General features: G+C 61.4%; 13 protein-coding genes. 2 read left to right on the top strand and 11 right to left on the bottom strand.

The window, feature by feature from the left end:
- Positions 1–111: 111 nt before the first annotated feature.
- From BN3659_RS03585 to BN3659_RS03535, 11 genes are all read right to left on the bottom strand, one after another.
- On the bottom strand, positions 112–1,443 hold the full coding sequence (locus BN3659_RS03585) for an ABC transporter permease (protein WP_091534639.1): 1,332 nt from the start codon (positions 1,441–1,443) through the stop codon (positions 112–114).
- A gap of 14 nt (positions 1,444–1,457) precedes the next feature.
- Positions 1,458–1,685: a hypothetical protein gene (locus BN3659_RS03580; RefSeq protein WP_091534637.1), complete on the bottom strand. Its 228-nt coding sequence runs from the start codon at positions 1,683–1,685 to the stop codon at positions 1,458–1,460.
- Between the two features lie 14 nt (positions 1,686–1,699).
- Positions 1,700–2,620 carry an ABC transporter ATP-binding protein gene (locus tag BN3659_RS03575; RefSeq protein ID WP_091534636.1) on the bottom strand — a complete coding sequence of 307 codons (921 nt, stop codon included), beginning with the start codon at positions 2,618–2,620 and terminating at the stop codon, positions 1,700–1,702.
- A gap of 490 nt (positions 2,621–3,110) precedes the next feature.
- Positions 3,111–4,826 (bottom strand): sensor histidine kinase, encoded by a 1,716-nt coding sequence (locus BN3659_RS03570; protein WP_091534634.1) that lies wholly within the window; start codon positions 4,824–4,826, stop codon positions 3,111–3,113.
- 3 nt (positions 4,827–4,829) lie between these two features.
- On the bottom strand, positions 4,830–5,951 hold the full coding sequence (locus tag BN3659_RS03565) for a sensor protein KdpD (protein ID WP_091534632.1): 1,122 nt from the start codon (positions 5,949–5,951) through the stop codon (positions 4,830–4,832).
- Position 5,952: 1 nt separating this feature from the next.
- Positions 5,953–6,678, bottom strand: a complete 726-nt coding sequence (locus BN3659_RS03560) for a hypothetical protein (protein WP_224757796.1) — start codon at positions 6,676–6,678, stop codon at positions 5,953–5,955.
- Positions 6,679–6,712: 34 nt separating this feature from the next.
- A complete protein-coding gene (locus BN3659_RS03555) occupies positions 6,713–7,291 on the bottom strand; it encodes a K(+)-transporting ATPase subunit C (RefSeq protein ID WP_091534631.1) in 579 nt (192 codons plus the stop codon).
- Between the two features lie 14 nt (positions 7,292–7,305).
- Complete coding sequence (kdpB, locus tag BN3659_RS03550) at positions 7,306–9,348, bottom strand: potassium-transporting ATPase subunit KdpB (RefSeq protein ID WP_091534629.1); 2,043 nt, start codon at positions 9,346–9,348, stop codon at positions 7,306–7,308.
- A 13-nt stretch (positions 9,349–9,361) separates the two neighbouring features.
- The gene (kdpA, locus tag BN3659_RS03545; protein ID WP_091534627.1) at positions 9,362–11,053 is read right to left on the bottom strand and encodes a potassium-transporting ATPase subunit KdpA; all 1,692 of its coding nucleotides are present in this window, start codon (positions 11,051–11,053) and stop codon (positions 9,362–9,364) included.
- 28 nt (positions 11,054–11,081) lie between these two features.
- Positions 11,082–11,162 carry a potassium-transporting ATPase subunit F gene (locus BN3659_RS03540; protein ID WP_091534625.1) on the bottom strand — a complete coding sequence of 27 codons (81 nt, stop codon included), beginning with the start codon at positions 11,160–11,162 and terminating at the stop codon, positions 11,082–11,084.
- 383 nt (positions 11,163–11,545) lie between these two features.
- Complete coding sequence (locus tag BN3659_RS03535) at positions 11,546–12,880, bottom strand: sigma-54-dependent transcriptional regulator (protein WP_091534624.1); 1,335 nt, start codon at positions 12,878–12,880, stop codon at positions 11,546–11,548.
- Between the two features lie 239 nt (positions 12,881–13,119).
- On the opposite strand from BN3659_RS03535, the gene BN3659_RS03530 reads away from it, so the two are divergent.
- Positions 13,120–14,160 (top strand): threonine aldolase family protein, encoded by a 1,041-nt coding sequence (locus tag BN3659_RS03530; protein ID WP_091534623.1) that lies wholly within the window; start codon positions 13,120–13,122, stop codon positions 14,158–14,160.
- Positions 14,157–14,744 carry a helix-turn-helix domain-containing protein gene (locus BN3659_RS03525; RefSeq protein WP_091534622.1) on the top strand — a complete coding sequence of 196 codons (588 nt, stop codon included), beginning with the start codon at positions 14,157–14,159 and terminating at the stop codon, positions 14,742–14,744. Before BN3659_RS03530 ends, BN3659_RS03525 begins: the two co-directional genes overlap by 4 nt.
- The last annotated feature ends 21 nt before the right edge of the window (positions 14,745–14,765 follow it).

Genomic DNA, 14,765 nt, shown 5'->3' with positions numbered 1-14,765 from the left:
CCCCCTGCCGTTGCGGGGGGCCGGCCTCGTATTCCCGGCATCTGCGGCGTCGGGAGAAGGGGCTCGGGAAGGGGGTGGCAGCCGGGCTGCACGGCGCAGGGCCCGGACCGATCAGTATTTATAGCGCAGCCACTTGTAAAGCTCCTTGAACGACGGTTTCTTGCCGTACATGAAGATGCCCACCCGGTAGATCTTGGCTGCGAGCCACACCATCACCACGAACGATGCGTAGAGCAGCACGAGCGAGAGGAGGATCTCCCATGCGGGAATGCCGCAAGGGATGCGGGCGATCATCACGATGGGCGAAGTGAAGGGGATGATCGAGAACCAGAAGGCGACGGACGAATTGGGATCGTTCATCACCGACATGGCCACGAAGAAGCCGAGAACGATCGGAATCATGATGGGGGTCTGGAGCTGCTGGGCGTCCTGTATGTTGTCGACGCTCGAACCCACGGCGGCGAACATGGCCGAATAGAGCAGGTAGCCGCCTACGAGGAACAGCAGCAGGTAGCTCAGGATCGCGGCCACATAGCCGAAATCCATGGCCGTGGCGACCGCGTGGAGCATGCCCGGATCGACGCCCGCGGCGGCTGCGGCGCTCGCGGTGTCGAGTGCGCCGGATTGCATGGCCTGTGCGTTGGCCATGAGGTCGGCCGGCATGAGGCGGGGCATGACCAGAGCGCCGATGCCGACGACGAGCACGGCCCACAAGAGGATTTGCACCACGGCGACGCATGCGATGCCGAGGATTTTGCCCATCATGAGGTCGAAGGGCCGCACGGACGATACGACCACCTCCAGCACGCGGCTGTTCTTCTCCTCGATGACCGACTGCATGACCATCGCGCCGTAGATCAGAAGAAACATGTAGAGCACCATGCCCAGCCCAAAGCCCATGAAGGCGGAGACGGCCGACGACTTGGCCTGCGCATCCTCCTCCTGCGATTCGTCGTTGCGGAAGGTCTGGATCGTTACGGTGGTTTTCACCTCGTCGAGAATCTGTGCGAGGTTCTCGATGTCGTAACGCTTGAGTTTCTCGGCTTCGAGCACCTCCTCGATCCGGCGGCTCAGCCCCTCTTCGAGCGTCAGGGACGACGAGGAGTTGGCATAGAGTTTCACGTCGCCCGGATTCGAGAGGACGTCGGCTCCGATCCAGAGCACGCCGAAGCGGTCGGTGAGCTCGCGGCGCGCCTCCTCGACGCTCAGCCCGGCGGCTTCGAACTCGACGTCGGCGTCGCTCTCCAGCCGGGGCAGCACCAGACCGCTCTCGTCGATCACGGCGATGCGCTTGGTTTCGCCCCGCGAAAACTGTAGGATCAGCGCGGGTGCGGCCATCAGGGCGATCAGCAGCACGGGCATGAGGAGCGTGGTGATGATGAAGGACTTTTTGCGGACGCGCTCGTTGAATTCGCGCCCTATGACGATGGAGATGTTCGACATGGGATATACGGGTATTAACGTTGCGGTTGGTTGTGTTCGCGATTATCGGAGGCGTCCGCTCCGGAGCTCCGGCGTTTGCGGCTGTTGCGGACGATGCCTCCGAGGCCCAGCACCGCGAAGAGCGCCCCGACCGCCGCGCTGCCGGGCGAGCCGCCGGGGCCGAGCAGGCCGAAAAGCACTCCGCCGAGGCCCAATGCCGCCAGCACGCCGTAGGAAAAACTGCTGATCTCTTTCTGTCTCATGCGATTCGGATTCGTTAAAGGGAACCGTTCACGGCGCGGATGAAGATGTCGTTCATCGAAGGGATGATCTCGGTGAAGGAGCGGATCTCGACCGCCTCGTTGAGCGCCCCGAGGACGCCGCGCACCTCGGCGTCGCGTTCGACATGGAGTTTGAGGGTCCGGTAGACCGACTGCGTTTCGGAGCCTTCGAGTATTTCGCACCGCCCGGCCGCCGCGGCGCGCAGGGCGGCTTCGTCGCCGCGGTAGGCGATCTCGAAGATGTTGTTGCCGTGGCTGTGGCGGATGTCGTCCACGCGGCCCGAAAGGATGTTGTGCGATCGGTCGATGAGCGTGATGTGGTCGCAGACCTCCTCGACCGACGACATGTTGTGCGTCGAGAAGATCACCGTCGCACCCTTGTCGCGCAGGGCCAGAATCTCCTCCTTGAGCAGGTTGGCGTTGATGGGGTCGAAGCCCGAGAAGGGCTCGTCGAAGATGAGCAGTTCGGGTTCGTGGAGCACCGTAACGATGAACTGCACCTTCTGGGCCATACCCTTCGAGAGCTCTTCGATCTTCTTGTCCCACCAGTTCTCGATGCCGAATTTGCGGAACCACACCTTGAGGCGTGCGACGGCTTCGCGGCGCGAGAGCCCTTTGAGGCGGGCGAAAAACACGGCCTGTTCGCCGACCTTCATCTTCTTGTAGAGGCCGCGCTCTTCGGGCAGATAGCCGATCCGGCGGACGTCCTCGGGCCGGATCTCGCGGTCGCCGAGCAGGACGCGGCCCGTGTCGGGGGCCGTGATGCGGTTGATGATGCGGATGAGCGTCGTCTTGCCTGCGCCGTTGGGCCCCAGCAGGCCGTAGACCGAGCCGCGGGGGACGGCGAGCGACACGTCGTCGAGCGCCGTGTGCTGGGCGAAGTGTTTGGAAACGTGTTCCACTCTCAGAATATCCATCTGTTCGTTCGCTTTTTGCGACCGTTTTCGCATCCTCGGCGCTTCCCGGGCCGGGCCGGACCGTGTGCGGCCCGGCGTTTTCGCCGGGCCGAAGCCGTCGTTTCCCGCCTCGCTCCTCTCCGGTCGGATTCGGAGCCGCCCTCCGATTCGTCGAAAACGTTCGGTCGGGTTGAGGATCGCGGCCGGAGCGCGCGCAGGCCCCGGTGCTTTCCGTTTCGCTGCCGCTGCGGTTTCCGTGCCGCGGTTTGTCGGGAACAAATATAAATATAAATTTTGAATTTCAAAAAATATTTATCGTTTTTCGATAAAATAAAAAACCGGCCCGCGTCGCGCAGGATCGCTGCGGGCTGCGGAGCCGGTTCGGGTCCGTCGGCGGACCGAATGCATGCCCGGAGAGACGTCCGGGCTCGGGAGGTTTCGGGGAAGCTACCGGGGGAGGTGCCGCGGCGGGCGGTCTGTCCGTCCCCGCCGGCTCCGGCCGGGAATCGGGTCAGCAGGTCGGAAGCGTGATCGTAAAGCGGCTGCCGCGGCCGATTTCGCTGTCGATGGAGATCGAGCCCCCGTGGGCCTCGACGAACTCCTTCGAAATGGCCAGTCCCAGACCGCTGCCCTGCACCTTCGTGCCGGGAACGCGGAAATACCGTTCGAAGATGCTTTTGTGGTAGCGGGGATCGATGCCGCGTCCGAAATCCTGCACGAAAATTTCGACGGCCTTTTCCCGCTGCACGGCGCCGACGATGATGCGCGACCGCTCGGGCGAATGGTGGATGGCGTTCGACAACAGGTTGGTGATGACCCATGCGATTTTTTCGTTGTCGACGTAGAGCTTCGAGATTTTCTCGGGGTAGTCCACCTCGACGAAGCAGCAGAAACGTTCGGCCAGCACTTGGGTGGCTTTTATGGCGTAGTCGATCAGTTCGATGGGTTTGGTTATTTTGGGCATGAGCTTGAGCTTGCCCGTTTCGATCTGCGTCAGATTGAGCAGTTCGCCCGTGATGGAGAGCAGGCGGTCGCTGCTGTCCTTGATGCTGCCGACGAGTTGTCGCTGTTCCGCATTCAGACCGCCCAAACGGTCGTCTCCGAGCAGTTGCAGGCTCATCAGGATCGACGAAATCGGGGTTTTCATCTCGTGCGAGAGGGTCGAAATGAAGTTGGTCTTGGCCGAATCCAGCTCCTTGAAGCGGGTGATGTTGTTCAGCACGATCAGATTGCCGACGAACTGTTGTTCGCGTCCGCCTACGGGAGTGATGTACAGCGGCGTGTTCTCCACCTGAAAGTAACTTTCCTTGTCGTCGGCATAAATTTTCAGCGGTTCGTCGTTCGCTTTTCCGCCGTCGTAAAGTCCGCGGATGAGCCGCCGCAGCAGGTCGTTCGAGAGGGCGACTTCGGCGGCATTGCGTCCCACGGCGTCGGCCTGCAGGTTGAGCACGGCGAGCGCCTCGCGGTTCATGAAGAGGATCTTGCGGTCGGGTCCCAAACCGACGATCGGCTCGTGCAGCGTGTTGACAATGGCTTCGATGCGCTTTTTCGCCGTCATCAGATCGTCGAGCGAACTGCGGCGGTATTCGTCGAGTTTGGCGGCCATGTCGTTGAACGAGGCCGCAACGGCCTCGAACTCGCGGTTGCCCTCGAAATCCAGCCGTTTCTGGTAGTTGTGATTGGCTATTTCGCGGATGCCTTTTTTCAGCTCGTCGATCGGACGCAGCACGGAACGGGGGAACCAGACCAGAATGGCGCCGGCGACGACGGCGCACAAAGCCGCGATCGCGGCGAGCCACCACAGCACGTAGTCGGCGCGCTCTTCGACGGCGGCGCTCTTGGTGCGGATGGCCGCCATATTGAGTTCCATGATGCGGAACAGATCCTCGCGCACGTTGCGGATTTCGGCCTCCGTTACCGGATCGCTCAGCGTGGAGATGCGGCGTTCGAGCGCTGCGGTCATCTCCTTCTCGCTGATCTCGGTGATGTTCTGCTGTTGCTTGGCAAGATTCCGGCGCAGGGTGTGGCGCGACAGGGAATCCTGTCCGATGTCGTTCAGCGACCGGAGCATCTCCCCGGCATATTGCAGCGAGTTGTAATTGTCGGCGAGAATGGTCCCCGTCGCCTGCGAAAGCTGGCGGACATAGTTCACCGATTGGATTCCCAGCAGCAGGATCATGGCGAAAAGAATGGCGATACCGAGGGTTATTCTCCGTTGTATTCTCATGGTTCAGGACATAATAAAAAGGTCGATGTTCATGCGCGACAGTTTTCCGAGGAGCCGCCGCAGGTCGATTGCGTTTTTCAACAGCGAAAATAGCGAAAATTCAGGACGTGCGATGCAGACGATACTGATTTTTTGCTCCTCGCAGAGTTTGATGATCGCCGCCACGGGAGCATTGGAGTGGATCCGCCGGATCTCGCCGCCGAGCTCGGCGGCGAGATCGAGGTTGTTTATCAGGTAGCGCTGCCGGGCCAGCGGAATGCGGTCGGAGGCTTCGCGGTCGCTCTGGATGTAGAGCACCGTGAACAGGGCATTCAGATGCGTGGCCATGCGCGCCGTCTTGCGTATGACGCGGCGGGCCCTTTTCTCGCTGCTGTCGATCACCGCCAGAATCCGGTCGTGCAGGGCTTTGTCTCCCTCGGCGACCTGATTTTCGACCTTCTTTCCCACCCGCATGGCGACCTCCTTGAGCGCCAGTTCGCGCAGTTGCAGCAGATTGTCCTGCGTGAAGAAATTGTTCAATGCGGCCGCGATCTTGTCGGAACGGTAAACCTTTCCGGCTTTGAGCCTGTCGATCAGTTCATCGGCCGTGAGGTCGATGTTGACCACTTCGTCGGCCGTCGCCAGCACGCTGTCCGGAATCCGCTCGCGGACCTCGACACCCGTGATTTGTTCGACAGCTTCGTTCAGGCTCTCGATATGCTGGATGTTCACCGCGGAGATGACGCTGATGCCCGCTTCGAGAATCTGCATCACATCCTGCCAGCGTTTGGGATTGCCGCTGCCTTCGACGTTGGTGTGCGCCAGTTCGTCGACGACGACGATCTCGGGATGCAGGTTGATGATCGCCTGCGTATCCATCTCGTCCAGCTCTTTCCCCTTATAGAAAATTTTACGGCGCGGCAGAAGCGGAAGCCCCGCGATGAGGGCTTCCGTCTCCGCACGGCCGTGCGTTTCGACATAGCCGATGCACACGTCCACACCGGCATCGAGCAGCTGATGCGCCTCCTGCAACATGCGGTAAGTCTTGCCTACACCGGCACTCATGCCGATATAGATCTTGAACTTGCCCCGGTGCGACGACCGGATCAGTTCGAGGAAACGCTGTACGCTGTCCTGTTTTTCCATTTTACATTCTGAAAGAGACTCCTCCCACGAAGTTGACGTCTTCCAGCGCAGGATTCCAAACGAGATTGGTGAAAATTCCGATCGACATCGAAGACATCCCCTTGATGGCCCAGTTCTTGCCGGCATTGAGGAAGACATTCTGCACGCAGAACCCGCGGTCTCCGGTAAGATAAGTCGCCGCAGCATTCCACGGCACCATGCCGACGCCGGCTTTCATGTCGATCGTCTTCACGGTGAAGGGATATGCCACTTCGAAGTACGAAGCATAGGCACGCTCGCCCCGGTCGTTGATGTCGGCGGCGCCGAAGAGAATCGTATACCACGACAGCGTAAACGGAACCTTTTGCGATACGACCCAGCTGATGCCCGCTTCGATGCGGTGGGGCGAACTGCCGTCGAAGCGGAAATAGCGGTCGTCGTCGTGCCCCGTCCAGTAGAGGTCGGCCAGCGAAACCGTTACGGGACCGATCGCGTAGGCCAGCGTGAGGTCCATCTCCTTGTAGCTGCCGTCGAAATCGACCGAACCCCATGCCGTCGCCGAGAAATTCCCGACATTCATCGCCAGCGTCGGCTGGAAGGCGGGTCCGCTTTCGTAGACGCCCCGCCACAGGTAGGTGCTTACGAGGTCCGTGCCGCCCGTGAATTTTACGCCGCGCTCCTGTGCGCAGACATCCAAGGTGAAGAGCGCCGCCAGTCCGGCGATCATGACGATAATCCAGCGTTTCATACTTTTATCCAATTTCGGTTTTTTCATGTTCGGGTTATTCGGTTACGTTCGGTTGCAGGGTTTCGAGGGCCACATTCAGGCGGAGCACGTTGACTTTCGGCGTGCCGAAAAGTCCCAGCCACGGCTTCCGGGTCAGCGAATCGACGATGTTCCGTACGGTCGCGGCATCCAGTCCGCGGGCTTCGGCGACGCGCTGCACCTGCACCTGCGCTCCGCGGGGCGAGATGTCGGGGTCGAGTCCCGAGCCGCTGGCCGTAACCATCTCGGAGGGAACCTCCTCGCGGGTAAGGTAGGGATGCGCCGCGAGGAACGTTTCGATGCGCTGCTCCACTTCGGCGAGGTAGTCGGGGTTCGTCGTGGCTTTGTTGCTGCCGCCCGAACCGCCGCCGTTGTAATCCACGGCCGAGGGGCGGCCCCAGAAATAGCGGACATCGGTGAACTGCTGTCCGACGTTGGCGGCTCCGACGATCCGGCCGCCGTACGCCACGACGTCGGCTTCGCCGTCGTTCGGTCCCGCCACGGCCGCCGCGCCGCGCAGTACGAGTACATATCCCACGCTCAGCAACAGGCACATCGCCAGCGTGATCTTGAGGGAAATCCAAAGATTTTTCATGGTTGAAGCATTATCTAAAAAAACATACTAATGAACATGTCGATCAATTTGATGCCGATGAACGGCGCGACGATGCCGCCCAATCCGTAAATGAAGAGGTTGCGCCGCAGCAGCGCCGATGCGCCGATCGGTTTGTACGTTACGCCGCGCAGCGCCAGCGGAATCAGCAGCGGGATGATGATCGCATTGAAGATCACGGCCGACAGAATGGCGCTCTCGGGCGAATGCAGATGCATGATGTTCAGGCTTTGCAGAGCCGGAATCGAGGTGATGAACAGGGCGGGGACGATGGCGAAATACTTGGCCACGTCGTTGGCGATGGAAAAGGTCGTCAGCGTGCCGCGCGTCATTAGCAGCTGCTTGCCGATCTCGACGATCTCGATCAGTTTCGTGGGATCGTTGTCGAGGTCCACCATGTTGCCCGCCTCCTTGGCGGCCTGCGTACCGCTGTTCATCGCCACGCCTACGTCGGCCTGCGCCAATGCCGGGGCGTCGTTCGTGCCGTCGCCCATCATGGCCACCAGCTTGCCCGCCTGCTGTTCGCGGCGGATGTATTCGAGTTTGTCTTCGGGACGGGCTTCGGCGATGAAGTCGTCCACGCCGGCCTTCTGAGCGATGTATTTCGCCGTCAGCGGATTGTCGCCCGTTACCATCACGGTCTTCACGCCCATTCTGCGCAGACGTTCGAAACGTTCGCGGATGCCGGTCTTGATGATGTCCTGCAACTCGATGACGCCGATGATCTTTTCGTTCTCGCAAACGACGAGGGGAGTTCCGCCGTTGCCCGAAACGCGCCGCACGGTCTGCTCGACCTCCTCCGGACAAGCGTTTCCGTGTTCGGCGGCGAGGCGGAGGATCGCTTCGGCCGCGCCCTTGCGGATCCGTCGGCCGTCGGGCATGTCCACGCCCGAGCACTTGGTTTCCGCCGTGAACTTCACCATGCGGACCCCGACGCTGTGCAGCGGGTCGATGCGGATGCCTTCGGCGGCGCCCAGTTCGACCACCGATTTGCCTTCGGGCGTCTGGTCGGCCACCGAAGCGAGCACGCAGCGGCGGATGAATTCCTGCCGGTCGCAGCCTCCGGCCGGATGGAATGCCGTGGCCTTGCGGTTGCCGATCGTGATGGTTCCGGTCTTGTCCAGCAGCAGCGTGTCGATGTCGCCGGCGGTCTCGACGGCTTTGCCCGACTTGGTGATGACGTTGGCGCACAGCGCACGGTCCATGCCGGCGATGCCGATGGCCGACAGCAGTCCGCCGATGGTGGTCGGAATCAGGCAGACGAACAGCGAGATGAATGCAGCGACGGTGATGTTGGCCCCCACGTAGTCGGCAAAGGGTTTGAGCGTGGCGCAAACGATCACGAAAACGAGCGTGAAACCGGCCAGCAGGATCGTCAGTGCGATTTCGTTGGGTGTTTTCTGGCGCGAGGAACCTTCGACCAGTGCGATCATCCGATCGAGGAAGCTCTCGCCCGGACGTGCGGTTACCTTCACCCGAATGCGGTCGGAAAGCACCTTCGTGCCGCCCGTAACGGAGCTTTTGTCGCCGCCCGCTTCGCGGATCACCGGCGCCGATTCGCCCGTGATGGCGCTTTCGTCGATCGAAGCGAGGCCCTCGACGATTTCGCCGTCGGCCGGCACGGTATCGCCGGCGACGCATTCGAAAATATCCCCCTGTTTGAGGTCCGAACTGCTGACGGTGTGTATTTTCCCGTCCGTGCCGATGCGCTTGGCCGGAGTATCCTCGCGGGTCTTGCGCAGGCTGTCGGCCTGTGCCTTGCCGCGGGCCTCGGCGATGGCCTCGGCGAAGTTGGCGAAAAGAACCGTAGCCAGAAGCACGAGGAAGATCACGATGTTGTAGAGCAGCGATCCCTGCGACGTGTCGCCCGTAAAGGCGATGTAGAAGATCAGCAGCAGCATGACGAAGGTTACGGCCTCGACGGTGAACATGATCGGGTTCTTGATCATGACGCGCGGGTCGAGCTTCACGAATGAGGCGCGCAGGCTCCGGCGCAGCAGCGTGCCGTCAAAAAGGCGGTTATTTCTGTTTCGTTTCATTTTTTCGACAAGTTTAGATAGTCAGATAATCGGCGATGGGGCCTAAAGCCAATGCGGGGAAGAACGAGAGTGCCGCAACGATGATGATGACGGCGAAGGTCATCAGCGAGAAGGTTCCCGTATCGGTTTTGAGCGTTCCGGCGCTCTCGGGAACGAATTTCTTCGAAGCGAGCAGGCCCGCGATGGCCACTTGTCCGACGATGGGGAAATAGCGGCCCATGATGAGAGCGATGCCGGTCGAAATATTCCAGAAAGGCGTGTTGTCCGCGAGGCCCTCGAAGCCCGAACCGTTGTTGGCGGCCGAAGAGGTATATTCGTAGAGCATTTCGCTCAACCCGTGGAACGAGGGGTTGTTGAGCCAGCCGATTTCGGGATTCGCCGCCGCTACGGCTGCCGCGATGCCCGTTCCGACCAAAATCAGGAAGGGATGCATCAGCACGACCAGCGTGGCGATCTTCATTTCGCGCGCCTCGACCTTTTTGCCGAGGAACTCGGGCGTGCGGCCCACCATCAGACCGCTGATGAAGACGGCGATGATGAGGAAGGCGAAATAGTTCATCCAGCCCACGCCGACACCTCCGAACCAACAGTTGATCTGCATGTTGAGCATCTGGAGCATGCCGCTCAGCGGGGTCTGCGAGTCATGCATCGAGTTGACCGAGCCGTTCGACGTAACGGTAGTTACCATGCCCCACATGGCCGAAGCGCCCGAACCGATGCGGATCTCCTTGCCCTCCATCGAACCGAGATCCTGTGCGACGCCCATTTCGTCGATATGCGGATTGCCGTTCATCTCCTGCCATACGGATACGACCACGCCGGTCGTGAAGGCGAAGAGCATCACCGTGAAGATCCATGCGGCCAGTTTGCGGCGGCGCGTGTAAAAGCCGAAGGCGAAGACCATCGACATCGGAAGGATCAGGATCGACCAGCATTCGAGGATGTTGGTGAAGGCATTGGGGTTTTCGAGCGGGTGCGACGAGTTGGTGCCGAAGTAGCCGCCGCCGTTGGTGCCGAGCTGTTTGATCGGTACGATGGCCGCCGTGGGACCCTGCGAGATGACCTGCTCGCTGCCTTCGAGGGTCGTCAAGGTCTGTTTGCCGTCGAACGACATGGGGGTGCCGTTGATGACGAGCAGGATGCCCACCACGAGCGACAGCGGCATGAGAATGCGCGTTACGCTCTTGGTGAGGAACACCCAGAAGTTGCCGATCGTCTTCGTGCTCTTGGCCGCGAGGGCCTTCATGATGCCTGCCATGGCGGCCATGCCGCAGGCGGCGGTAACGAACTGGAAGAGCATGATGACGAACAGCTGCGTGAAGTAGCTCAGACCCGTCTCGCCGCTGTAATGCTGGAGGTTGCAATTGACCATGAACGAGATGCAGGTATTGAAGGCCAGATCGGGGGTCTGACCGGGGTTGCCGTCGGGATTGAGCGGCAGCCAGCCTTGGCAAACCAGCAGCACCATGCCCCAGAAGAACCAAAAGAGGTTGACCGTCAGCAGGGCTTTGAGGAATTTTTTCCAGTCCATCTCCTGCGAGGGGTCGATGCCGCAGAGGCGGTAGATGAGACGCTCGACGGGCGCCATGAAGTCGAGCCACGTGCGCTCGCCTTTATACACTTTCGCCATGTAGCGGCCCAGCGGATAGCACAGTACCACGAGCAGGACCCATTGCAGCACGACGCCTAAAATTTCCGTATTCATTTATAATGGGTTTTGAGTTACAGACAAATCAGAATTTTTCGGGTTTCACGAGCACGTACGTCAGGTAGACGAACCCGACGATGCTCAGTATAAGCAGTCCGGTAAACATTTTTCCTTAAATTTTTTCAAACCAATCCACACATTTGTAATAGAACCAATAACACAGCGACCCGAGGGCGCAGAGCAGGACAAAAAGGACGATTCCGTTCATTTCGCTCATTTTTTAGAGTTAGACAACATTTTCACGAAACCGCAGAGCATCCGGCACGCCATGTACATCGCACCTCCGAAAAGCAGTATGATGATCGCAATCCACATCGTCGAATCCTCCGTTCGGTTTCGCCGCATGGTATACGAAGGCGGTGCCAAAGCCGGAGCTGAATGCTCATGCGTCTGACAATCAACGGTATGTATGTCCGGATGCGTGGCAATGAATACGGGCCGTCCTATCAAAATGATAAGGCGACCCTCTCAAAATGAGATGTTCGGGGGCTATTTCACCCCGTAATGGTCCAGTTTGCGGTAGAGCGTGGCGATGCCGATCCCCAGCAGACGCGCGGCTTCGGCCTTGTTGCCTTTCGCATACTCCAGCACGCGGAGGATATGGCGGCGTTCGAGTTCGTCGAGCGCCATCGAATCGGCGGAACCTTCGGAGTCCGCCGCATGGAATTCGGGCGTGAGGCTGTCGGCCGTCAGTGCATTGCCGTCGGTTATGATCAGACTGCGCTCCACGACGTTGCGCAGCTCGCGCACGTTGCCCTGCCAGTTGTGGCGTTCGAGCGCGGCTACGTAGTGCGGGTCGATCGCGTCGATGCGTTTGCCCATCTTGCCGGCGAAATGCGCCGTGAAATAGCGGATGTATTCGGCAATATCCGCCGGACGCTCCCGCAGCGACGGCAGCTCGATGCGGAAGACCGAAAGCCGGAAATAGAGATCCTCCCTGAAATCCCCTGCGGCGATCTGTTTCGCGAGATCGCGGTTGGTGGCCGCGATGATCCGCACATCCGCTTTCCTCGGGCGGGTTTCGCCGATCCGGAGAAATTCGCCGCTTTCGAGCACGCGCAGCAATTTGGCTTGCAGCTCGACGGGCATCTCGCCGATCTCGTCGAGAAAAAGCGTCCCCCGGTCGGCCTCCTCGAAAAGCCCCTTCTTGTCCTTCGTCGCTCCGGTGAAGCTTCCGGCCTTGTGGCCGAAGAGCTCGCTTTCGAGCAGCTCCTTCGAAAAGGCCGAGCAGTTCACGGCCACGAACGCCTCCCCGGCACGGGGGCTGGCGTGGTGGATGGCCTGAGCGAAAACCTCCTTGCCCGTGCCCGTCTCGCCCGTAAGCAGCACGGAGGTGTCCGTAACGGCGACCTTGCGGGCCAGCCCGACGGCCCGGCGCAGCACGTCCGACGACCCGATGATGCGGTCGAACGAATGCTCCTCGGAGAGTTTGTCGTCGATGCGGGTCAGCCGCCGCTGCATCCGGGCTTTCTCCGAGGCGCGGCTCAGCAGCGGCAGAATCTTGTTGTTGTCGTCGCCTTTGGTGATGTAATCGAACGCGCCGTTCTTGATGGCCTGCACACCGTCCGGAATGTTCCCGTAGGCCGTCAGCAGAATCACCTCGGCGGCCGGGGCGAGGGCCTTGATCTTCCCGACCATGTCGACCCCGCTGCCGTCGGGCAGCTTCACGTCGCACAACACCACGTCGGGCGTTTCGCGTTGCAGGACTTTCAGTCCCTCGGCGCAGCTCGCAGCCTCGGCTACGGTGTACCCTTCCAGTCCGATAATGCGGGACAACAATTGCCGCAGCTGTTCTTCATCGTCTATAATCAGTATGTTGGCCATCCGTTCGTCTGTTTGCCCGAAACAAAGGTACGAAAAATCCGGCAAACCGAACCGTCTGCGCCGCACTCCCCGTCTCGCCGCCGCATGCGGGGGGGGAGCCGGTTCTTCTCGGCGGCGGTCCCGGCCGTTCCCGCAGCCCCCGAAACCGTCCGGCATCGGAGCAGCGCGCGGCCTTCCTGCACCCGGCCGCTCCGACTTTCGTTTTTTATCCTTATTTTTGTCGGAAGATACCGAAGACGATGCTGCATTTCGAAAGCGATTACATGGAGGGGGCGCACCCCCGGATTCTCGAACGTCTGGCCGAGACGAACTTCGAACGGACCGCCGGTTACGGCGCCGATCCCTACTCGGAGCGTGCGCGGCAGAGGATCCGCGCCGCCTGCGGCTGCCCCGATGCCGCGGTGTTCTTCACCGTGGGCGGCACGCAGACCAACGCCGTGGCGGCGGATGCCCTGCTCAGGCCGTGGCAGGGGGTGCTGGCGGCCGAGTCGGGGCATATCGGCGTGCACGAGGCGGGCGCCATCGAGGCCACGGGCCACAAGGTGCTGACGCTGCCCCACCGCGACGGCAAACTCCGCGCGGCGGAGGTGGAGGCGTGGATCCGGCGGTTCTACGCCGACGCCAACTTCGAACACATGGTCGCCCCGGGCATGGTCTACGTGTCGCATCCGACGGAGTGGGGGACGCTCTACACCCGCGCCGAGCTCGAAGCGCTCCGCGACGTCTGCCGGCGGCACGGGATTCCGCTCTACCTCGACGGGGCGCGGATGGCCTATGCGCTCGCGGCCGAAGGGACCGACGTCGGACTGGAGACCGTCGCCGCCTGCTGCGACGTCTTCTACATCGGCGGCACGAAGTGCGGCGCCCTCTTCGGCGAGGCGGTCGTCTTCCCCGATCCGGCTCTGGCGGCACACTTCTTCTCCGTCGCCAAGCGCCGCGGCGCCGTACTGGCCAAGGGGCGGCTGCTGGGCATTCAGTTCGACACGCTCTTCGCCGACGGACTCTACATGCGACTGGGAGCCCGCGCCGATGCGCTCGCCGCGAAGCTGCGGCGCGCCCTTGCGGACAAGGGCTACGAACTCCGCGCCGCGAACCCCACGAATCAGATCTTCGTCGTCGTGGAGAACGAACGCCTCGCGGAACTCTCCGAGCGGGCCGGATGCGCCTTCTGGGAGGCCGCGGACGAACACCGCACGGTCGTGCGCTTCGCGCTGGGCTGGGATGCGCGCGCGAGCGACGTGGACGAACTGATCGCACTTCTCGAACCCCGAACGCCATGAACGACACGACGGCCCCGCCGGAGCGGACGCTCCGCATCAAGAACATGGTCTGCCGCCGCTGCATCATGGCGGTGCGCAGCGAACTCGAACGCCTCGGGCTCGAACCCCTACGGGTCGGGCTCGGGGTGGCCGTGCTGCCCGAGCCGCCGTCTGCGGAGACGCTCGAAGCCGTGCGCGAGGCGCTCCGTCCGCTGGGCTTCGAACTGCTCGGCGATCGGCGGGCGCAGACGGTCGAACGCATCCGCAACGCGGTGGTCGAATGGGTCCACTACGGCGGCGGCGATCCGAACGTCAATTTGTCGGACTATCTGTCGGAGCGGCTGGGCCGCGACTACGATTCGCTGAGCCGCCTCTTCTCCGAGGCGACCGGCACGACGATCGAAAAGTATCTGACGGCTCAGAAGATCGAACGGGCCAAAGAGCTGCTCGTCTACGGCGAGATGACGCTCGCGGAGATCGCCGATGCGCTCCGCTATGCCAGCGCCGCTTACTTCAGCGCCCGCTTCAAGAGCGTTACGGGGATGACGCCGGGCGCTTTCCGCCGTCTGGGCGGCTGCCGCCGCAAGCCGCTCGACGAAGTGTAGCTCACCCCCCCCCTGCTTCCT

The organism is Alistipes sp. CHKCI003 (assembly GCF_900021155.1).
Lineage (GTDB): Bacteria > Bacteroidota > Bacteroidia > Bacteroidales > Rikenellaceae > Alistipes > Alistipes excrementavium.
The sequence above is the reverse complement of the archived record's forward strand: the minus strand, read 5'-3'. Positions and strand labels throughout refer to the sequence as shown.